5 protein-coding genes and 1 pseudogene are annotated in these 23987 nt (G+C 42.4%); 4 read left to right on the top strand and 2 right to left on the bottom strand.

Going from position 1 to position 23987, the window contains the following annotated elements; all coding sequences use genetic code 11:
• Positions 1 to 205: 205 nt before the first annotated feature.
• Both HH219_RS13715 and HH219_RS13710 read right to left on the bottom strand, forming a co-directional pair.
• The gene (locus HH219_RS13715; RefSeq protein ID WP_169327792.1) at positions 206 to 4000 is read right to left on the bottom strand and encodes an AMP-binding protein; all 3795 of its coding nucleotides are present in this window, start codon (positions 3998 to 4000) and stop codon (positions 206 to 208) included.
• Positions 3997 to 20364, bottom strand: coding sequence for a non-ribosomal peptide synthetase (locus HH219_RS13710; protein ID WP_169327791.1), 16368 nt, complete (start codon positions 20362 to 20364; stop codon positions 3997 to 3999). Before HH219_RS13710 ends, HH219_RS13715 begins: the two co-directional genes overlap by 4 nt.
• 591 nt (positions 20365 to 20955) lie before the next feature.
• Here HH219_RS13710 and HH219_RS22055 point away from each other — a divergent pair.
• From HH219_RS22055 to HH219_RS13690, 4 genes and pseudogenes are all read left to right on the top strand, one after another.
• Positions 20956 to 21279, top strand: a complete 324-nt coding sequence (locus tag HH219_RS22055; protein ID WP_249118527.1) for a transposase — start codon at positions 20956 to 20958, stop codon at positions 21277 to 21279.
• A gap of 97 nt (positions 21280 to 21376) precedes the next feature.
• Positions 21377 to 22243, top strand: coding sequence for a PhzF family phenazine biosynthesis protein (locus HH219_RS13700; RefSeq protein WP_349251623.1), 867 nt, complete (start codon positions 21377 to 21379; stop codon positions 22241 to 22243).
• A gap of 266 nt (positions 22244 to 22509) precedes the next feature.
• Positions 22510 to 22973, top strand: a pseudogene (locus HH219_RS22050) (transposase); the annotation flags it as partial.
• Positions 22974 to 23432: 459 nt separating this feature from the next.
• A complete protein-coding gene (locus tag HH219_RS13690) occupies positions 23433 to 23960 on the top strand; it encodes an SMI1/KNR4 family protein (RefSeq protein ID WP_169327789.1) in 528 nt (175 codons plus the stop codon).
• Positions 23961 to 23987 lie beyond the last annotated feature (27 nt).

Raw genomic sequence — 23987 nt, 5'->3', positions numbered from 1 at the left:
TGAAATCATTGATGACGATAGGTATTTCATACCATTAGAAGAGTACATTTATGTATTGTCCGAACTCTCAAATTTAACAGTCAATATTGAGGGATTACATGAATAAATATTCGTGGGGATCCCTCAGGTTTGGGTATATATGAAGTAATAAAAAACCGCGTCATTTTACTGCGCGGTTTTTTACATCATGAAATAGCCCGCGATTCTAGATTGTCAGTAACTGGGTTAATTCAGTGCTGCTGACAATTTGTTCATGGGTCATATCAAGGTATACAGAAGTAATAGACGCACCTTGCGTTGCTAATGTCGTGGTAAATTGTGTACATGCCGAAGAAGCACGCTCACTTGCCCACACCACTTGTACATCTTGCATATTGCGAGGTAAATGCGGTACACGACAGCCTTTATCTCGTAACACTAATAGCCTATTACTCGTGGCATAAGTACGCGCAACTTGCTCACCTCGAATTGCGTTAAATGGTTCAGCTAACTGTGCAGCATGAAGATCCCAACACTTGGCAATACACTGGCTTAAATTATCTCCAGATAATCTCTCTACGCTCTGGTCAGTTAAGAAAGCCGCAACAGATTTTATCCATTGGGTATTTTCCCCATCAACCAAATCTTCTATAAAGCCCCTAACAGACATATTCTCATCAATACGGTTATTCACATTTGCTAACCACGTATCTGCAATCACTAACCGGTTGACCTGTACCCCCATATTGCTTAAGAGTGCACTTACTTTAGCCGCTAACACCCCGCCCATCGACCAACCGAGTATTTCTACTGCCTGCTGATCAAACTGAGATGCAATTGTAGTTGCATAGTAATTCGCTAATTCGTCAAAGTTATCGACTTTGGCTAAATCTGCAAGCTGTGGTGCTAATCCATAAACGTTTACATGTTTAGGAAGTTGCTCAGCCAATGCTCTATACGCTAAGGTCAGACCTAAGCCATCGTGAATACAAATCAATTGCTTCGTTGCAGATTGACTATATTTGAGTGGTTCAATTAGTGCGTGCACTTGCTGTCCAATCGCCTGTGCTAGCAAAGCAACACTAGGCGCTTGAAATAACGTAGCAAGCTCAAAATGCAACGAGCTATCGTATTTATCAGCCCACCGTTTTACTAATTTAATAGCCGCAATTGAATGACCGCCCAGTAAGAAAAATGACTGATCTGTACTGACTCTTTGCACGCCTAAAACATCTGTAAACATCTGTGCTAAGTTTTGTTCTAATTCACCTTTTGGTGCAATAAATGTTTCACTCATGCCATGTTGATATTTGGGTAATGATTTTTTGTCAATTTTGCCATTGCCCATTCTTGGCCATTCATGCACATAATAAATACAATTAGGGATCATCACATCAGGCAAGCTCTCACGCAATTGTTGCTGTATTTCAGCTATGCGCTCTGCACTAACTTGTCCTACTTGTGAGTCAGTACCGTACAAGTACGCAATCAACACATGTTCGTTGTTAATCACATCACTTAATACGACACAATGTTCAACACCCAAGGTAGATTCAATAACGTGAGCGATTTCTTGTGGCTCTATTCGAACACCACGAATTTTAACCTGATCATCTTTTCTGCCTAAAATCATTACTGAATTGTCAGGCATATACCGCGCCAAGTCACCCGTGGCATAAATACGTTCTGCCCATGGTGTATCCGTAATAAACGCTGAGTTTTGTGCGTTCAAATAACCTAAAGCTAGCTGTGAGCCCGCAATATATAATTGCCCAATTTCACCCGTCGCACATAGCTGTTTCTGATCATTTAATATGAAGATTTCAGTTCCATTAAATACTTCAGATAACTTCGCTACACCTCCGCCATTTCTAGCGTATAAATGACTCATCACGCCAACCGTTGCTTCGCTCGGCCCGTAATGGTTATACACTTCACTGTTAGGAGCCCATTGCTGCAGGCTGCATAAAAATGTGGCTGGACACGCCTCCCCACCCAATATCAACTTGCTCGGTAAGTAGGTTAATGCCGCGGTATCGCATAATGCTTGTAAATGTGAAGGGACTATTTTGATGCAATCAATCTCATTAACCGTCAAAAAGGCTTCAAATGCGCCACGCTCTTTACTTTGCAATTCATCTGCAATATGTAACGATTTTCCTAAATACAAAGCGTTGAACAAGCAGGTGTAACCCAAATCAGCAGTCACGGCAGCGGTCAATGCAAAGTTTGATTGCTCATCTAATTTCATAGCATTAGACGAGGCATAGCAATACTGCGCAAGTTGCTGTTGGTTGACTTGCACACCCTTTGGCGTGCCCGTTGAGCCAGACGTAAAAATAACATATGCCAGCTCCCCTAATGCATGGGGCGTAGTCGTCGCATTTACTCCTAGCTTGGCAATTGTTGAAAATGCATGGCCTATATTTCCCTCTAGGTCTATCACCTGCATGTTATTAAACTGCCTCAACACTTGCTCAATGCGAGTCTTAGGCCAATCAGGATCAAGTGGCACATAACCAATCCCCAATTGCATCGCAGCCAACATCGCTACCACCATGTCTGCACTGCGAGGCAACAGGAGTGCGACAGGTTGATTTATACCCTGCGTTTGGATATGAAGCCCAACTGTAAATTCTGTGACCTGTGTTTGCAATTGCGCATAAGTGAGACTATGATGACCATCATTAATGGCCAATGCATTTGGCTGAGATACCGCAAAGTGTGCGATTCGTTCATGTAACAATGCAGGCTGACTACTATCCGCTTTATTAAGCGCCAGATGTAGTTGCTTTTCACCCTCACTCAACAACGAGATAGCAGCGTTAATTACTTCACCACCGGTATCAATAACCCCTTTTAATACCTGCTCAAGCTGCGTTAATATACTTGAAATCGCTGCATTTGAGTAACACTGGTCTGCGAAGCATACCGATACAGTGTGCGCACCTAACATTGTGAGTTGTAGCTCTGATTGCTGCTCACTTACACACTCTAATGTTGCTGTACATCCGCTATTTACCGCTCCATTATGCGTCGCAACTAGCGCCAGCTGATCAACGGTAATACATTCAGCCCACTGAAAGTGACGTTCTATAACTTCAGCTGTGTTCATCAACCATGATTTGAACGTTTGCTCTGCGTCATACTTAACGATGATAGGTAAGCCTTTGTTATAGCAACCTAAAGCGCCCTCAAATTCCTCACTTTCCGAGCGAGGGTCATAATTAAGCTGCGTTAAGAAAGTATGTTGTGGTGCTAATCTTGCCAATAACCACCACCATGATAACTGTATTACTTGAGCTGTTGTCAGGTTGAGCGTTTCAGCGAACCCTTGAAGCTGGCTTAATAATTCATCCGTAAACTGATGACTCAATTGTGAATAAGTAACCTGTGACGTGTCTATTTCACGCTGTTTATACGGTAAATTAAGTGCATCAGGTAAACTATTGCTCAAATAGTGCTGCCAATAAGCTTGACCGGCTAAACCCTCTTCGTCATTAAACATATCTAATTGCCATGAAACAAAGTCAGGAAATTGCAGTGCCTCTTCCAATTCATCATCACTGGTAATGTACTGAGCAATTAATTGTAAAGAGGTAATGTCTAACGCCAATGCAAACGATCGCACAGCAATATACATGTCACCTGCTGATGTTACGACACAAACATCAAGATTAACCCCTTGCTCAGGGGCAACATCTAAGGGGGCACTCAAGTTCAATTGTGCTAAATTCGGCTCACGCTGGAAAGGCCAAACACATTCTTGAACATTAACGCTCGCACCAATAAAAGGCACTCCCCTTGGAGAGGTAAAGCCCGCTATCTTTTTATAACAAGAAGAAACACTGATATGACCCGCCAATAACGACTGTGCACGTTGACGAATAACATCAATAGCTAACACCGTTTCACATTTATACAGTATCTGATTTACCGCAGAGTCTTGCTTATTAAGCAATTGCTGGACTTCCGTTAGCGGAACACCTTCTTGATATTCTTCGACGTAATCTGCAATCATGCGGTTTCTCCACTTTCATATACTTTGGCTGATGCTAAATCAGCTTGGTTCACCATATCGCCCATCGCGACAACAATTTTACGTGGCCCTTCATATGGGTCTCGCGCATGTGCTGCAAGCATATTATCAACCATTACTACATCACCTTTTTGCCAATCGAAACGCACGGCACAATGCTCATAGGCTTCACCGATGATTGCCATTTCTTCGTAACTGATCGCAGAGCCATCACCATAAAATACATTTCTTGGTAATAAGTCTTGCCCAACCATAGCAATTAAATCACTGCGTACGTCAGGTGCTAAACATGATTCATGATGCAGCTGTACTTGGTTAAAGAAGCTGCGAGCCCCCGTGTTCGGATGCGCTATCACACCATGCGCCTTAGTTCGCGTCTGCAAACCATCATTATCTAACCACTTAAACTCGGTATTACTTGCACGCAGTAAACTTTCGACTTCCTGCTTAGAGTCTGTTTTATAAAAGTCTTGCCAGCTTACATCTAAATTTTTTATAAAATTACGCACATACAGCAACCCTTTGGTAGAAAATTTTTCAACTATGTCTGCCGGTAAAACCTGTAACATGCGTCGGCAATCAACGATAGGAGTTGCTCCACCAACGACTGATGGCAGTTCACAAAAGAACCACTGTTTGCGTGGCCACTTGCTTAAATGCGCACTTTCATTGTGATAAAGGATCATTTGTTTTTCTGGATACGGGGTCGATTTATACGTTTTCTTGCCCCCTTCTTTTTTAGGTAGATCTCCATACTGACCATACAACCCTGGCTGAATAGCATCAGCAAACTTCTCAAAGTCTTGCGGTGTTGCCAGTGCAAAGTTTCTAAAAATAATACCTGCTGACTGATTTAAATACTGGTCGATGACATCACGGTTTTGCTCAGCCCAAGCAATCGGATCTAAGTCCGGAGTGCTCGGTTCAATGATCACTGGAAATGATTCTGTGTCTGGTAAAAATCGCGTTTTAATTGCCGCCACTTTTTTTACTGAACGTTTTTTTAAGCCTTTCTTTAAGCCTGAGAATTTTTTGCCTTGAGTTGCTTTTTGCATGGTTTTAATGTCCTGATTCATTGGAGAAAGCAAGTCGCGAATGGTTTTTTCGCTCTCTGTAATGAGTTGCATCACACACTGCTGCCAGCGCCCCAATAATTGCTGCATAATACTTGTGTTGTAGAGCTGTTTTCTAAACACCCAACTACATTGCAACTCATTTTCATCCATGACGAAAAGTGCACTATCAAATTTACTGTTTATTACTCCTTTACTTTCTAGTGGCTCAAGCGATAGAGCTGCCACTGGCCACATTTCTTGAGGCGTATTCTGCATAACAAACAACTGCTGAACCAGTGGTTGAACCCCTTGAATTCTATCAACTTTTGATATCTCAATGAGTGTTTCTAAACCAAGCGCTTGATGCTCAACCATGTCTAATGAACGTGCTTGTGTTGTCCGTAAGTAATCTGCCAAGGTTTGATTTGGATCAATAGTACTGCGCTGTGGTAATACCCGAATAAAGAAACCAATGAGCAATTCTAAATCAGGGTGATCACGGCCCGCCAAATCAGAGCCTATTATCACATCATCTTTTGCCGTCACTGCATGCAGAAATAACTGATAAGCCGATAATAAAACAGTATGCAAAGAGATATTACGACACTTCGCAAAGGCTTTTATTTGCGCCGTTTGCGTTTCATCGAAATTAAGTTCAACACTCGCGCCATCAGAACTAATTTGTTCAGGACGTGGAAAATGAGGAGGTAATGCACTATTCGCTGGTGCAGACGCCAATGATTCACGCCAAAACTGACGAGTGTCTTCACCTTGCGAACCGGTCAATTGTGCTTGCTGCCATGTGGCATAGTCCACATATTGAATAGGTAATGCATGCCAACTAGGCGCAGTGCCGTCTAGCAACCCTTGGTATGCTAGCCCCAAATCTTGCACTAAGACACCAATAGACCAACCATCAGCAATAATATGATGCAGATTCACATATAAGTGATAAACGTCGGTCAACTTCACTAAACAGGCTTTGATCAAGGGTGCTTTTGTTAAATCAAAAATGGCGTGCTCTAACTCAGTTTGTAACTCTTTGGCTTGTTGCTGAGCAAGCTCTGGCGCTAATTGACTGAAATCATGAAGTGGTAAATCAAACGCCACATGAGACAGGATCTCTACACTCGCATCTCCCAAATTATCAATAAATTGCATTCTTAAGGTTTCATGTCGTGCAATGGTCGCGTTGAAAGCGCTTTGCAATGTATCTGCGCATACATCACCCATCAAGCTCACACCACCAGAAATATTGTACGCTTGTTTATCCAATGGATTATCTATCAATTGATCATTGAGCCATAAGCTCAACTGTGCTGGAGATAACGCATGCTGCTTCACTCTCTCAATAGGGACTAAATTCGGTTTTGTCGTTGTACCAAGCGCCGCAACTTTTGTCGCCAATTGTGCTAATACAGGTGCTTCGAACATCACTTTAACTGGGCATTTAACAGAGAGAGCTTGCTCAATTCGACTCACTACTCTTAGGGCGGAAATGGAATCGCCTCCTAAAAGAAAGAAATTATCCAACCGTCCAATCTCCGATCTGCTGAGGACCTCTGACCAAATCACAGCTAACTGATTCTCCACCTCACCAATGGGCGCTTCATAGTGGCGGTCTGAACCAAAAGTGACGTCTGGTAATGCCTTACGATCTATCTTCCCGTTAACCGTAGTTGGCCAGCGCGTTAGCACCATGATCGTTTGAGGTACCATGTATTGTGGTAATTGTTCTGCTATCGCTTGGCGCAATTGTGCTTCATCAACCTGCGCACCCACAACATACGCGACTAACCGTGCGTGTTCCCCGCTGTTATCTACCATCACCAATGATGAGTCAATTCCTGCTTGTGCATTTAATGCCGCTTCGACTTCACCTAGCTCAACCCTAAACCCTCGAATTTTAACTTGGTGATCGATACGCCCTACGTACTCTAATTCACCCAACTCATTCCAACGTGCTAAATCTCCAGTGCTATATATCCGCTCTCCTGTATCGGCAAATGGGTTGGCAATAAACCGCTCTGCCGTAAAGTCAGCACGTCCTACATACCCTCGAGCCAGCGCTGAACCACCAATATAGAGCTCTCCTGTCATACCTGCTGTGAGTAAATTCAGCTGTGCATCTAAAATATAAAGGCACCGCTGACCCACTGCTCTCCCGATAGGTACGTACGCTGAGTTCACTTGTGTGCGCGCATCGCCACGCCACAAGGTGGGGGTGATCACAGCCTCTGTAGGGCCATACGCATTCACTAAGGTCGCATTTGATAGTTGCTGCTGTGCATGCTCAAAATCATGCTTTGACCACGCTTCTCCCCCCACTATGCCTAACCGTACATTAGGTAATGGCGCTAACTGCTTTAAGTACACACTCGGTAAATCAACCGTGGTAATATTTTGATTATGGCATAATGCATTAAAGTCATTGGGGGTTGTCTGTTTTGCATCCACAATAACCACTTTGCTGCCTGCCATAAGTGGCACCAATAATTGCTCAAGCCCCGCATCAAAGCTTAATGATGCAAATAACACGCAGCTATCTTGTGGGGTTAATTGATAGCTGTGTTGCATTGCTTGACAATGATGCGTCAGCGCTTCATGTGACACCGCAACCCCTTTAGGTACCCCTGTAGAGCCTGATGTGTAAATAACATAAGCGGTTTGTTGAGGGTGAATAACTAACCGCGTATCTGACCCCGCTAATTGCTGGTAATCACACGTACTGATATCAATGACTGGTACTGTGCTTGTATGCGCAAAATGCCCATCACTTATCAATAAAGCCAGATCACTTTGTGCGTTAATTTGCGTAAAGCGTTCCACAGGTAAATCAGGCTCCATCGGGATAACACATGCCCCGGCTTGCCAAGCGCCCAATAGCGCAATCACTATGTCGTGAGAACGACTGCACGCGATGCCAATAGGGGTCTCATGGCCTACTCCTTGAGCCCTTAAATAATGCGCGAACTGTGCTACACGATGTGTGAGCATTGCATAACTCAGAGTAACCTCATTACATACAAGTGCTGATTTTTCACCACCTTGTAACGCTTTTTCCACAATGATTTGATGCGCGAGTATTGGTTCCCAGTCGCACACTTGTGCTTTACCGAGTGCTAATATGTCTGCTGTGGTATTGGCTGGCAACACTGCAATATTGGCCACACTCTCATGCGAATTCTCAGCAAAGCTTGTCAAAATTGTCTGATACCCATCAACCAACATTTTCATGCGCTGTGCGCTGAATAGCTCTACTGCATATTCAAAACCAATATTAACTGGCTTATTCGGTGCCTCTAATACATTTAGTACCAAGGCAAATTGTGCACTGGTATTAGGCAGCTGTGTCTCAACAATATCTAAGCCTGGTAGTGTCGCCAAATTATCTTCTTCTTGACGCTGATGGTTCATCATCACTTGGAATAAAGCGTTATCGCCCAGACTCCGATCTAATTCAAAGCTATTAACAAGTTTCTCAAATGGTAAGTCTTGATTTGCCTGCGCACCTTGCAACGCAGTAACAATCAATGCCATTACATCATCTAATGTTTCTGCTCCAGTCATGTGGGTTTTAATTATTTGGGTATTAACAAAAAAGCCGACCATGTCTTGCGTATCTGCATGCTGACGATTCGCAATCGGCATGCCCACTCGCACCTCTGATTGCCCACTTACGCGTTGTAATAACACATGCCAAGCAGCCATTAGCACACTGAATAATGTTGTTTCATGACGTTTAGCGACCACGACTAATTTGGCGTATAATGATGGCTCGATATCAAAGTTCGATTCTGCACTGTGATATTCTTGCTCAGCACTGTGTAAGTCCGTTGGTAACGTAAGTACCGGATGCTCATCTCCCAGTACGCTATGCCAATAGGTTAGCTGGCGCTGCTCTGCGCCATCTTCTAACCAAGATTTTTGCCATTTAGCATAATCACTATAGCGTGCAGCCTGGGCATCAATGATTAACGCTTGCTGCTGCTTCGCCGCTTTATATCCAATCACAAAGTCATTAATGATTAAATTCATCGACCAACCGTCAGATATAATATGATGCATCACAACGATTAATTCATGTTGTTCATCATCGTGTGCAATGACTGCAAGTCGATACAAGAGCTCATTAGCAAGGTCAAAAGGTTTTGACACTAAAGCCGTGCGTAATCCCTGTTGTTCTGTTGCGGATGCAGAAGCTGGTAATGTTGTAATATGACAGGCCGTATGCGCTTGCACAAACTGTGTTACGTCGCCATTGTTATCATCATGGAAACGTGTTCTCAAGGCACCATGCTTACTCACAGTGTGATCCAAAGCACTTTGTAACGCATGCATATCCAGCTGTCCGCGTAACATCAAACCACCACAAATGTGATATGCGTCACTGTCGGGGGCTAATTTCCATAAAAACCACTGCCTTTGTTGAGCATACGATAACCCGCTATATGCAGGCTCTAACCTTGCAAGTGGCTGCAGCTTTTCAGGTGCTTGCGTACTGGCCAACAACGCCAAAGCTTGTAAATTGTGCGCTTTAAATACATCTGCAATATCTAAGTAAACCTCGGCTTGTTTAGCCGCTGCAATAAAACGTAAACTCGTGATCGAGTCGCCACCTAATGCAAAAAAGTTATCCAAACGGCTAATTGATTCCTGCGAAAATAGTTCGGACCAAATGGCTGCTAATGTGTGCTCAATTTCGCCTCTAGGCTCAACAAATTCACTTTGTACAACATAATTTGCTTCAGGCAATGCCTTACGATCTATCTTCCCGTTAACCGTAGTTGGCCAGCGCGTTAGCACCATGATCGTTTGAGGTACCATGTATTGTGGTAATTGTTCTGCTATCGCTTGACGCAATTGTGCTTCATCAACCTGCGCACCCACAACATACGCGACTAACCGTGCGTGTTCCCCGCTGTTATCTACCATCACCAATGATGAGTCAATTCCTGCTTGTGCATTTAATGCCGCTTCGACTTCACCTAGCTCAACCCTAAACCCTCGAATTTTAACTTGGTGATCGATACGCCCTACGTACTCTAATTCACCCAACTCATTCCAACGTGCTAAATCTCCAGTGCTATATATCCGCTCTCCTGTATCGGCAAATGGGTTGGCAATAAACCGCTCTGCCGTAAAGTCAGCACGTCCTACATACCCTCGAGCCAGCGCTGAACCACCAATATAGAGCTCTCCTGTCATACCTGCTGTGAGTAAATTCAGCTGTGCATCTAAAATATAAAGGCACCGCTGACCCACTGCTCTCCCGATAGGTACGTACGCTGAGTTCACTTGTGTGCGCGCATCGCCACGCCACAAGGTGGGGGTGATCACAGCCTCTGTAGGGCCATACGCATTCACTAAGGTCGCATTTGATAGTTGCTGCTGTGCATGCTCAAAATCATGCTTTGACCACGCTTCTCCCCCCACTATGCCTAACCGTACATTAGGTAATGGCGCTAACTGCTTTAAGTACACACTCGGTAAATCAACCGTGGTAATATTTTGATTATGGCATAATGCATTAAAGTCATTGGGGGTTGTCTGTTTTGCATCCACAATAACCACTTTGCTGCCTGCCATAAGTGGCACCAATAATTGCTCAAGCCCCGCATCAAAGCTTAATGATGCAAATAACACGCAGCTATCTTGTGGGGTTAATTGATAGCTGTGTTGCATTGCTTGACAATGATGCGTCAGCGCTTCATGTGACACCGCAACCCCTTTAGGTACCCCTGTAGAGCCTGATGTGTAAATAACATAAGCGGTTTGTTGAGGGTGAATAACTAACCGCGTATCTGACCCCGCTAATTGCTGGTAATCACACGTACTGATATCAATGACTGGTACTGTGCTTGTATGCGCAAAATGCCCATCACTTATCAATAAAGCCAGATCACTTTGTGCGTTAATTTGCGTAAAGCGTTCCACAGGTAAATCAGGCTCCATCGGGATAACACATGCCCCGGCTTGCCAAGCGCCCAATAGCGCAATCACTATGTCGTGAGAACGACTGCACGCGATGCCAATAGGGGTCTCATGGCCTACTCCTTGAGCCCTTAAATAATGCGCGAACTGTGCTACACGATGTGTGAGCATTGCATAACTCAGAGTAACCTCATTACATACAAGTGCTGATTTTTCACCACCTTGTAACGCTTTTTCCACAATGATTTGATGCGCGAGTATTGGTTCCCAGTCGCACACTTGTGCTTTACCGAGTGCTAATATGTCTGCTGTGGTATTGGCTGGCAACACTGCAATATTGGCCACACTCTCATGGGTATTATTGATAAGCTCTGCCAGTATCTGTTGATAACCGGTGGCGAATGATGCGATGCGTTGTGTACTGAATTGCTCTTTCGCATATTCGAGGTCACAACTAATATGCCCATCTTGATCTTCCAAAATATTTAATATTAGCGAGAATTGTGCATTCCCCGCAGGCAATTCACCTTCTGATACATTTAATCCAGATAAACTGACAACCTCTGAAGATTGAATCTTTTGATGATTAATCATTACTTGAAATAGTGGGTGCTCACTTTCTCTGCTGACATCCAAATTATCTAGTAGCTTTTCAAACGGAATGTCTTGATTTAACTGTGCTCCATGCAATGCATCCGTTACTGCACTAACCACATCTTGTAATGATTCAGCACCGCTAAACTGGGTTTTAATCACTTGCGTATTAACGAACAAACCAACCATGTTCTGAATACCCGCAATATGACGGTTCGCAATCGGCATACCAGTACGAATATCTGATTGACCTGTCACTCGGTATAGGAAGACTTGCCATGCAGCAAGTAACATCCCAAATGTCGTTACGCCTAATGTATCGGCTTGCTGCGATAACTTTTGTAATTGCTGTTCACAAAGCACAATTTCCTGCTTTGCACTGGTCAGGTTTTGCTGTGATGTTGTTAAATCTTTCGGTAATACGAGTTCAGGGTGTTCACTACCTAAAACCTCTTGCCAATACTGCAATTGCTCATTTTGTACATTATCCACATGCTGCTGTTGCCAAAGCGCAAAATCGCTATAGTCTAGATCTACACTGATACTCGGCAACTCGCGCCCGACGATACACGCTTCATAGATAGTCATAAAATCTTGCACAATCATAGAAATAGACCAACCATCAGCAACGATATGGTGCATTACCACAACCAATTCATAAACATTAGGCCCAGTGCGAACTAGCCCAACTCTAAAAGCGCCTGACTGAGTTAAATTAAATGGCGTATTTTTCCATGACGACTTTAGCGATTCTAAAGTCTGGGTATTTTCACGACTCGTTAAATCGACAAGCTCTACCTGTAAATTAGAGTCTGGTAATAAAGATTGTCTCGGTGTACCATCTTCGGCTTCACTGAATATGCTACGTAATACGCTATGCTTTTTATAGATATACTGTAACGCTATATGGCATGCAGATTCATCCAGTGAACCCGATAGAACTAATGAACCTGAAATATGATATGCACTACTTTGTGAGTCCAATTTCCACAAAAACCACTGTCGTTGCTGCGCATAAGATAAGCCACTATAACGCTCGATATTACGGATAATCGTTAAGTTATTCTGCGCGTCCTCACGCATCAGCTCAGCCATAATGTGTAACACAGGCTCAGCAAATATGTCTTTTATTGATAATTGATACCCAGCTTCTTGCGCAGAGCCAATCAAACGCAAGCTGCTAATTGAATCCCCCCCTAAAGTAAAAAAATTATCAGTAGTACTGACTTCATTACACCCTAGTATTTGTTGCCATAACCCAGCAAGAACCTGCTCTTTTTTCGTTCTTGGTGCGATAAACTGCTGCGCGTTTTCTAGTACAGGGAGTGATAATTGCGCACGATCGATTTTACCATTTTGATTTGTCGGCATACTAGACATGATAGTAATGTGACTTGGCAGCATATACTCAGGCAAGGCTTGAGACAGTGCATCCATTAACTTCACATCAGATAAATTAGCACCTGCAACATATGCAATTAGCCGTGATGAATGACCAGAGTTATCAGCGATCACCAGTGCGTTCACTACCCCATCTTGCGCCATCAATAACGCTTCTATTTCACCAAGCTCAATACGAAAGCCTCGGATCTTAACTTGATGATCAATTCGACTGACATATTCTAATTCTGCAGCACGATTCCAACGTACTAAATCCCCCGTACGGTAAAGTCGCTCGCCATGATCATTAAAAGGGTTAGCTATAAAGCGTTCAGCGGTTTGACCTGCCCGATTGACATAACCTTGCGCAAGGAGTTCACCACCAATATAGAGCTCACCGACTTGCCCTGACTCTAGTAAGTTTAAATGTTGGTCTAATATAAAGACACTTCTGCCAGGTAGTGCTTGACCAATTGCGACATAATTAGCTGTTGGCGCTTCATGTAAGGCACTGTGCCATACAGTTGGCGTGATCACCGCTTCTGTTGGGCCATATGCATTCACAAACTGAACATGTTGATTTTTTTCACTAAGCGATAAGTAATCACTGGCAAGCCATGCTTCTCCACCTACAATACATAATCGCGTTGTTAACGGTAGCTGTGGCATTTGCTGCATATATGCAGGTGGGCAATCAAGTACTGTGGCCTTGCAAGCTTCCATTTTCTCATATAATGCTGCGGGAGTTGTCTGCTTTGCATCAAGTAGGATTTGTGATGCCCCACTTAATAAAGGTAACCAAAGCTGCTCTTGAGCCGCATCAAACCCAACCGATGCAAACATCACTGATATATCTGTTTCACTGTAACCATACATCACTTTTGCTGCACATAAATGATGTGCTAAAGCCTTATAACTTACCATGACCCCTTTCGGCTCGCCGGTAGATCCTGAGGTATAAATAATATATGCCTCTAACGAGTCTGAATACACAGCTGCCTCTGTGCATATCGCAATATCAGTATATTGCAGTGCTTGATATTGCCACTGCTCACATTCACTGAACATCTCTTCTAGCTCACAGATCAATAAACGCACCTGTGCATCTGACAGGATATATCGCTGTCTTTGCACCGGTAAGCTTGGATCTATGGGTACTAACGTTGCGCCAATATTAAACACAGCCAATTGGGCAATAACCCAATCAACTGACTTATTCATCTTGATAGCAACACGGTCACCGGCGGTGATCCCCTTTCCACTAAGCAATGTGCCAAGCTGGATTGCTTTATGGTAAAGCGTGCCATATTCCACCTTTTGCTCATTATAGATGACTGCCGTTTTTGCTGCGTGATGCTCAGCTTGCTCGTACAGTGCATGCCACAATGTCACAGACTCCAAAGACTCCAACGCAACAATCTGTTCTGTTCCTCGGTCGAGTAACGTGGCTGCCATTTGTTCATCGACAAGATTAATTTCATTGATCGAGACTAATTCTGTGATTGAGTTTAATGCCCTCTCTAATAAAGAAAGTATCTTTTCAGCTAATTCAGTATTAAGTAGATGACCTTGATAAGACAGTTCAAATTGAACTGCCTCCGCCAAAATCACACTTAACGTCACAGGATAAGTGGTTTCTTCTTTTGCCGCCAAGAAACTAAACTCACTACCTCCATTGCCTAGTGCATCTAGCGCCTCAGACATTGGGTAGTTTTCAAACACTAAAATGCTATCGAATAAACCCCACTGCTCTTGCTCTATGTGTGAAGCACCACGATTTTGTAACGTCGTGAGCGAGATAAATTCGTGTTCTCTGCTTGCAAGGTTTTGTTGTTGGAGATCACCTAACCACTTAACAGTTTGCATATCTGACAAAGTCACGACAATCGGCATAGTATTGATAAACATACCTTGAATGGTGTCAATACCCGTTAATGTGGTTGGCCTTCCAGAAGTTGTTGCGCCAAAGCACACATGATTTTGCTGACAAAGATGACCTAATACTAACGCCCATGCACCTTGCACCAACGTATTCAACGTCAAGCCTTGGTCTTTAGCAAAAGATTGCCACTTTTGTACTTGCAAACCCACCGGGCACCATATTTGTTGCGTATACCCAGATGTTAGTGGCATATCTGAAAAGCTTGCCGCCGTGCTATGTATATAAGTTGGGGTGCTAAGTGGCGCTAATTGCTGTTGCCAATACGCTAAACTCTGCGCTTCATCTTGCTGACTCAAATACGCTATATAATCTTGATACTGAGCATTTTTAGGGGGTAGCGCATCGCCTTTATATGCCTTGAGCAACTCACCAAACAAGGCTGAACTACTCCAACCATCCGTAATTAAGTGATGACACGTCCAAATGAAAATATATTCATCATCAGCTATCTGAATTAACGTTAAATCCATCAACTGTGCATCATTAAACTCAAAATTTTTACGTCTCAGTTCGTCTGAATACTCCGCTACTGCAACCAACAATGTTGCCTGTTCGCGATATCGATCACGCCAGTCTAATTGCTGCCATATTGGCGTGTTTGCTCTATAAACGAATTGCAAAGGCTGTGCCGCTGTATTAATAAAACCAGTGCGTAATACATCGTGTTGGCTTATTACGTGAGACCACGCATCTTGAAACGCAGTTACATCTAAACGCTTTACTCGTAAGCATGTTTGGTTGATATATGCTTCACTATCTTGGTGCTGCATACCGTGAAAGAACATACCTTTTTGCATCGGAGAAAGTGGGTAAACTTTGCTGACTTCGCTAAGGTTTAACCCTAGTCTTTCCAAGTCATCTTGCGTTATATCCACCAGCGGTAAGTCTTCAACCGTCAAGTACGTCACAGCACTTTGCAAATGAGCCACTATCTGCTCACAACTAAGAATCAGCTGTTCTGCAATGGCGTTAGCTTCAGTGGTCGCTATTCGATTACCATCATAAACAAAATCAAATACTAATTGATCATGTTGTATTTTGGCATTAATCATTAACGCTACATGCAATGATTCACGCGCGTCAATAAATGAACCAACTGGCGCGTCACTGACCACCCAACCAAGTGGATTAGCCATATTATCTAGTTGCCCTAGATAATTAAATTCTATGTCAGGAAGTACTTTGTGGTGCTCGGTTAAAGAAATTCTCTTGCTGTCTACTAACAATCCATATCCAACACCATGCTCAGGTACACGGTGTGCTATGCGCTTGTGAGCTAACAATAGTGACTTAAGGTCATCATCAACTCCTAACTTTACTGGATATCTCGCTGTAAACCACCCCGCAGTTTGGCTAACATCTAGCTGAGTATTATGGGTGGTTCTACCATGCCCTTCTAACCAGATACTGGCTGCCTGTTCTCCACTAAACGGTCGTAAACTAACGCTTAAAGCCGACAATAATATGTCATTAATTTTTACATTGTACGGTTTACCCACATCTTGAATCAGTGCTTTTGTCATTGGCGCTGCAAGCTTAACTTGCAAAGATTCACTATCGCCAAATGTAGCCGGCAGTTTATCCGAAGAAAACACGGTGGTGTCCGATAATTGTGATAACCAATAAGGAACCTGATTGCCTAGATCAGACTCATGGAGTGAGCTCATATAACTTCGGGCGCTGTCCGTTTTGAGTCCAATTGCAACAGATTGCCCTACGATAATTTGTTGGTAAGCTTGGGCCAAATCACTTAATAAAACTCGCCAAGAAACACCATCGACAATTAAATGGTGCGCCACCCATAGTAAGCGATTACCAACACCCTCGATATTACACAACGACACAGTATGTAAATGTGCTTTCGAAATAGATAAACTGGCCTGCTTTATTTCGCAATGTTCAACCCATTGTGTTTGGTCACATACCAATTGATCGAAGCACTCCTGTGCTTCATCTGCGTTTGATGCATGATATGTTTGTACCCAGTTATTATTTTCCTTACTAAACCTGCTTCTTAGAACATCATGTTTTTCTATCACCGCTTGCAAAGCCATTTTCAACACGACTGCATCGGTACCTGTTGGTAAATCAATCGCAATAGCTTGATTATAATGATCAGGGTTAATGCGCTCTGTATTGAAAAATGCATTTTGCATCGGTAGTAATGGTACGATGCCTTCAACAATTTGCTCAATCGTGGGTTGTGCTATCACCTCAACCTGCTGAGCTAATGCTGCAATAGTTTGCACCTCGAATAAAGTTGCTCCACTAAAATGCAAACTGTGTTGCTTTGCTTTTGCGATAATTTGCAGACCAACAATGGAGTCACCTCCCAATGCAAAAAAGTTGTCAAAACGTCCTACTTGAGTAATGTTAAGGGCCGCCTGCCAAATATTTGCAAGGGTACGTTCTACATCTCCTTCTGGCGAGAAATAGTCAACATCACTACTGATCGTAACTTTTGGTAGTGCTTTTCGGTCAATTTTACCATTACTGCTCAATGGCAATTCTGGCAATACCATGATCACGCTAGGCACCATATAATTTGGTAAACGTTCTCCAAGAGCGTGTTGCAACTCTTTGCTATCTACATCAGCGCCATTATGTCCTGATACATACGCGACTAAACGTTGGCCTGACGGGCCTTGTTCTGCAATAACCACCGCTTCGCGCACAGCTGAAATACCATATAAGCTAGCTTCAATTTCACCAAGTTCAATTCTAAAACCTCGGATTTTGACTTGATGATCAGTGCGCCCCAAATACTCTAATTGGCCGCTGGTATTCCAACACACTAAATCACCCGTGCGATACAAACGGCTGCCATCGCCCGCAAATGGATTAGCAATAAACCGTTCAGCGGTTAAATCAGGCCGGTTCACATATCCTCGAGCTAACCCGATCCCGCCTATATATAATTCACCGGCAACGCGATTTGGGCTTAGATTAAGAGCGTGATCGAGTACATATAACTGAATCCCAGCAATAGGCTCACCAATGGGCACTGGCAAGCTCGCATTGCCATGACATGTAAAATGACTCACATCGACCGCAGCTTCTGTAGGTCCATATAAATTATATACATTTGCATTAGGTAACTTTTCTAACGCCGTAGCTTGCACTTCACTCGGTAGCGCTTCTCCGCTACACAATATATGTTTGATACTGGTTGCACTTCTTACATCTACATGGCCTATAAAAGCCTGTAGCATTGACGGTACAAAGTGCAACGTTGTAATGTTATTTTCAATGATAATATCAAGTAGCTGCGTACTATCTTTATGAGCATTGGGCGGAGCAACAACTAATTGAGCACCGTACATTAACGGCCAAAAGAACTCCCATACGGATACATCAAAACCAAACGGTGTTTTTTGTAATACCACATCCGCTGCAGTCAAAGGATACGCAGACTGCTGCCAAGCAATACGGTTATATATTGCTTCATGGGTATTCCCTACCCCTTTTGGTTTTCCCGTAGATCCCGAAGTATAAATAGCATAAGCCAACTGAGTTGGCGCAATGGTTATATCTGTCGCTTTACCTGCATAGGCACTCAATGGAATATCGTCGAAACAACAAACCGACGCAACCGCTTTAAGACTTGCTAACTTCTGAATAGAATCATCGCATAGTAACAAAGCCAGCCCGCTACTTTGGGCAATATACTCAACCCTATCAATGGGTAAATTTGGATCAATGGGTACATACGCCGCACCCGCCTTAATCACGCCAAGCAGGCTTATTACCATTTCCAAACTACGTTCAAAGACGACCCCCACTTTATCTTCCGCTTTAACCCCTTGAGATATTAAATAATGCGCTAATTGATTTGTTTTTGTCTCAAGCTGCGCGTAACTCAATAGCGTGTCAGCAAAACGTACTGCGATCGCATCTGGCGTTTTGGTACTTTGCGCTGAAATAACTTCGTGAATGGGCTGTATAAATGGATGCGACTGTTTACCTTGGCTTAGGCTGTGCAACTGTGAAACTTCCGCGTTAGCCAATAATGGTAAATTAACTAAGGGCGAATCAATATCCCTCAAAACACGCTTTAATAAAACATCCAAAGTTGCTAGGCATTGCGTAGCAAATTCCTCATTATATAGTTCATTGGCATAAATTAAGTTAAGTATTGTCCCTTCTACTTTATCCTCAATAACATCTAACTGCAGGTCAAACGGGATCCCAAAACGATAAAATTCATAATCGTCTAACGCGACATTTCCTAATTGCTGTAGGCTGCTTTTATCTCTACGTAAGTAATTAAACATCACCTGAAATATTGGATGAACCCCGGTTTGACGTTCTGGGTTAAGGGCTTTTAATAACAGCTCAAATGGGAGATCTTGATTGCCTAATGCAGTGCGTGACGTTTGCGATGCTTGACTCAGTAATTGCGAGAAAGTGTCTGTATTGTTAATGCTCAAAGGGATCACTTGAGTATTAACAAAAAAACCGATTAAGTTCAGTGTTTCACTCATATGCCGATTTGCAACCGGAACACCTACATTTACTCTGTCCGTGTTTGCAAAGCGAGAAAGTAATAATTGCCATGCTGTTAAGATAATCAAGTATGGGGTGACGTTACGCTCATGTGCTAATTGTGTGATCTGCTGCCAAGTATCCCCCCCCATTAACTGAGTCGCTGTGCTCACTTTATAGTGTACTTGCTGACGTGATTGGTTATTGGCTGGTAACCTTAGTTGCTCATCATCATTAAGTAACTCACGCCATACCGTCAGTTGTGAATCATATAATGCGGTTTTATCTTGCTTATTTAACCATTTTGCAAAATCAAGATAGCCAACCTGCTTTTCTACTACCTGCACAGCATGACCCGCATCCAGCGATACATAAATAGCGACAAATTCATCGAGTAACTGCTGCATCGATGTGCCATCGGCGATGATATGGTGTAATGTGACAACAAGGCTACTATCACCATTGATAGTAACTAAGCCGACTCGTAACAACTGCCCAATCAGTAAATCGAATGGTTTCGATACGACAGCTTTTAATTTTTCGTCTCGGCTTGTACGACACTCTGCCTGGGTTTCATAGAGCCTAAATGTACGGTGTGATACATCGAGCTGCCATACATCTTGTGCTTCATCTTCAAAGAATTTGATGCGTAAGGCATCGTGCGTCTGGCACAAGTAATCAAATGCTTGCTCTACTAAAGCTGCGTTTAATACACCTTTAAAATGCAGTGTCCCACCAAGATTATACGCCGTGTCTTTTGGGTCTAATTTCCATGCATACCACAATATTTTTTGTGCCGGTGTTAATGGGATCAGCTCACCTTGGGCAACGCTTTCGGTTATTTGAGTGGTCTCGCTGGCTTCTGCACCGCTAATAAGTTGTTGTAACTTGCTGCGTTCAGCTTCTGATAAAGAAGAAAGCTGTCTATTTTTTCTAGTACGTCTTTGGCGTGACATTCTGGCTCCACTCAACATAAATTGGTTCAAATTTAATATGAGAGATAGACGAATAGAAACCAAAAAAATCAAGCTATGCAGCGCCTTTATTTCTACCTAAGACACCACACTCGCAACATAATAGAGAATACACAGTTCAGCTTGATTCGTTATCTGCTCACAGATACAGCTAATCTGTATACCCAAGCCACCTCAAGATCTAACCGTCCCCCTTCTAATACCTCATATTCGGTAAGAGCTGACAAATCGCCACTTGATAGTGCATAGGTAAATTACATGAATAGAGCGTTGAGTGCGTATAATTACCCCTTGCAAGAACTAACAGCACCTTTTTCGACTTGTTGTTTTTAAAGTCAAATCCACAGGATTGCTGTGTTCTAATAGATATTATTCGTAAACTGTTATGGCCAACTATAAGCCTGGTTTCTCCTGCCAAAATAAATTCATTCCTATCAATCTTTCTGAGCAAATCCTGCCAGGCACATTTGAGTATGCGCTTGTTATATTATCGAAAATAAGCTCGATTTATCAGGATTAGATGCGTGGTATAACAACGATAAAACGGGGGCTGCGGCGTATCAGCCTTCGGTGATGTTAAAGGTTATTTTATTCGGTTATGCACATGGTTTGATCAGCAGTCGCCGTATTGCTAAAGCGTGTGAGACTAATGTTTTGTTCATGAGTGCGTCAGGTGATATCCAACCGCATTACACATCGATAGCAGGCTTCGTGGCCAAAATGCATGAACAGATTGAGCCGTTATTTACGCAAGTATTAATGATATCCGATGATGAAGATTTGATAGGCCGCAACATGCTTGCCATTAATGGGTGGCACTTTATTTTAATACCTTCCAAAACGCCCATTAAAACAACACCAAGTCTTCTTTTTATATTGTACGTAAAATGGAAGTAACCAATTGAATCAAAATTTAAACTCAGTTATGGTTGATGCATCAATAAAAATAAATTAAAAACGAGTTATTCTACAGGCTCGTTATACGGGAGACTGAGTGTTGGTTAATATCGAAGTTGCTTTGGTAAACTCATTTACAATAAATGGAAAAGGCGGAAACCCTGCAGGTGTTGTCTTGAATGCCGACCAACTATCGGATGCTCAAAAACTGAAAATTGCACAAGCTGTAGGATATTCAGAAACGGCTTTTGTTTCCAGTGATGACGAAGCTGATTATGAAGTTTCTTTCTATACTACAACAGGCGAAGTTGACTTTTGCGGCCACGCTACATTAGCAACTTTTGCTATTCTGTACCAAAAGGGTATTCTTGCAGCAGGCTCTTATGTTCAACGCACGAAAGTTGGAATGTTACCAGTGATCATCGAGTCAAATGGTAAAGTAGTGATGGAGCAGCAATTACCGCAAAAATTAGATACCTTTTCATACCAAGAAATTTCAAAAGTTATTGGTATTGAAAGCAGCATACTAGAAAGCACGAAGTTACCTATTGAAGTCATTTCAACGGGGCTACCTGATGTGATTATTCCTGTTCCTAACGGATATTTAGATGTAATAGAACCAAATGATGAACTAATCGCTAACTTTTGCGAAAAGCATAAAGTTGTTGGTTTTCATGTTTTTGAGCTTTGTGACCCTGAAAGTAAACTTACAGCAAGCTGTCGTAATTTTGCTCCATTATTTGGTATCTCAGAAGAGTCAGCCACGGGCAGCTCTAGTGGTGCTTTAGCATGTTATCTCACAGAGTATCTAACTTTGGGATGTGACTATGTTTTTGAGCAAGGTAGATCTATGGATTGTACTTCTATAATTACAGCATCTGTTGAATCTGATAACTCTACTGTAATCAATGTAAAAGTTGGTGGTTTTGCGAGTACCATTGGTAAGGTGGTAATTCCCGTATAACACATATGAGCCTTAAATCTGTCAATAGGCACTAGTGTTCTTTTTGGCCGTTTTTATACAGTGACGGTCAACTCTAAAGCAATAAACAAATTCGTTTATTTCGTCTGTGGATGTGGCAGTTAAGCAAGTAGCTTCTTACGGCAAACACATATAGCTGCTCTCTTATTACGATCTCATGAAATAAAGCAAGACAGGCATAAATTTTTTGCAAAATCTGCAGCATCAATTACTGTTATATTATCCAGCTGTTGATGATTTTATATTTTATGACTCGCGCAAAGAAAAAGCTTATTGATTTAGCATCCACATCCTATTACCACTTAATCTCACGATGCGTGAGACGCGCATTCTTGTGGGGTGATGATAAATTGATCACCGTAGGAGTGGCCTGTAAAGCGAATTAAGTTATTAAGTAATGTGTTCGCCATAGAAATGGCTGCCTACGCGATAATGAGCAATCACTACCACCTTGTCGTGAACGTCAATAGGCGCCAAGCACTTGATTGCTCTTATGATGAAGTAATTAAACGCTAGTATCAGCTTTATAGCGGCCATGTTTTGGTTGATCGTTACTGAAATGGTGAGCAGCAAGATATGGCAAGTGCGTTCTTTTTCAATGAGATCATCGCTAAATGGCGAAAAATTGTATGACATCAGCTAGTATATGAAAAATCTCAATGAATACATTGCACGCGAAGCCAATAAAGAAGATAACTGCACGGGCAAATATTATTCACTGCCATCCTTGGTGCCCACCTAATTTAGCCTTTTTTGCCTAAAATTCCTGCCAAACTATTCAATTCTAAGCTCTGTAACTAACAGTGTGCAAAAGAATAATGATAAGGCTCCCCACGACGGGGAGGTGCTAAATTTTCTGTCAAAATATATGCCTGTCTTTTTTACTTTTTGTTGCCTTGTTCATAATCTAGAAAAGCTGAGAAACACGATGCATTACTAAGGATAAACACTTACTACCTCAAATAAACCACTCACACCTGCAATCCCTTCCAAAACGCCCATTAAAACAACACCAAGTCCGCTTTTATATTTTACGTAAAATAGAAGTAACCGATTGAACCAAAATATGAACTCAGTTATGGTTGAGGCATCAATAAAAACAAATTGAAAACGAGTTATTCTACAGGCTCGTTATGTTTCAAAATCAAATTTAGGTGTACTCAAGATAATTATGGAAATACTCTACGAAGGTTTCGACCTTAATAGCTTCTGGGAAGAATGTGAATATGCCGAAAAAGAATATGTTTGTGAACCTTTTACGGATCAACTAGTTGAAGAAATAGAAATTGAATTGGGCTATAAATTACCTCCTTCTTATATTGAGTTAATGAAAACTCAAAATGGTGGAAGCCCCAATAATACAGCTGTACCATGTAACGAACCTACATCGTGGTCTGATGATCATGTGGCAATTACTAGTATCTTCGGTATTAGTAAAAATAAAAGTTGGTCTCTTTGTGGTGAACTCGGTAGCCAATTTATGATCGACGAATGGGAGTACCCTGAAATTGGAGTGTATATCTGCAATTGCCCATCTGCAGGACATGACATGGTCGCTCTAGATTACCGTAAATGTGGTAATAATGGTGAACCTGAAGTTGTACATGTCGATCAAGAGTCTGATTATAAAATTACATTTCTCGCTTCTAATTTCGAGAGCTTTATAAAGTCACTTAAACATGACGATTATTACGGGTAAGTGAACATAATAAATAAGGATAGGTTG

It is taken from the genome of Pseudoalteromonas sp. NEC-BIFX-2020_015, assembly GCF_012952265.1.
Classification (GTDB): domain Bacteria; phylum Pseudomonadota; class Gammaproteobacteria; order Enterobacterales; family Alteromonadaceae; genus Pseudoalteromonas; species Pseudoalteromonas neustonica.
Note: the sequence above shows the minus strand (reverse complement) of the source record. Positions and strands in the feature narration are given on the sequence as shown.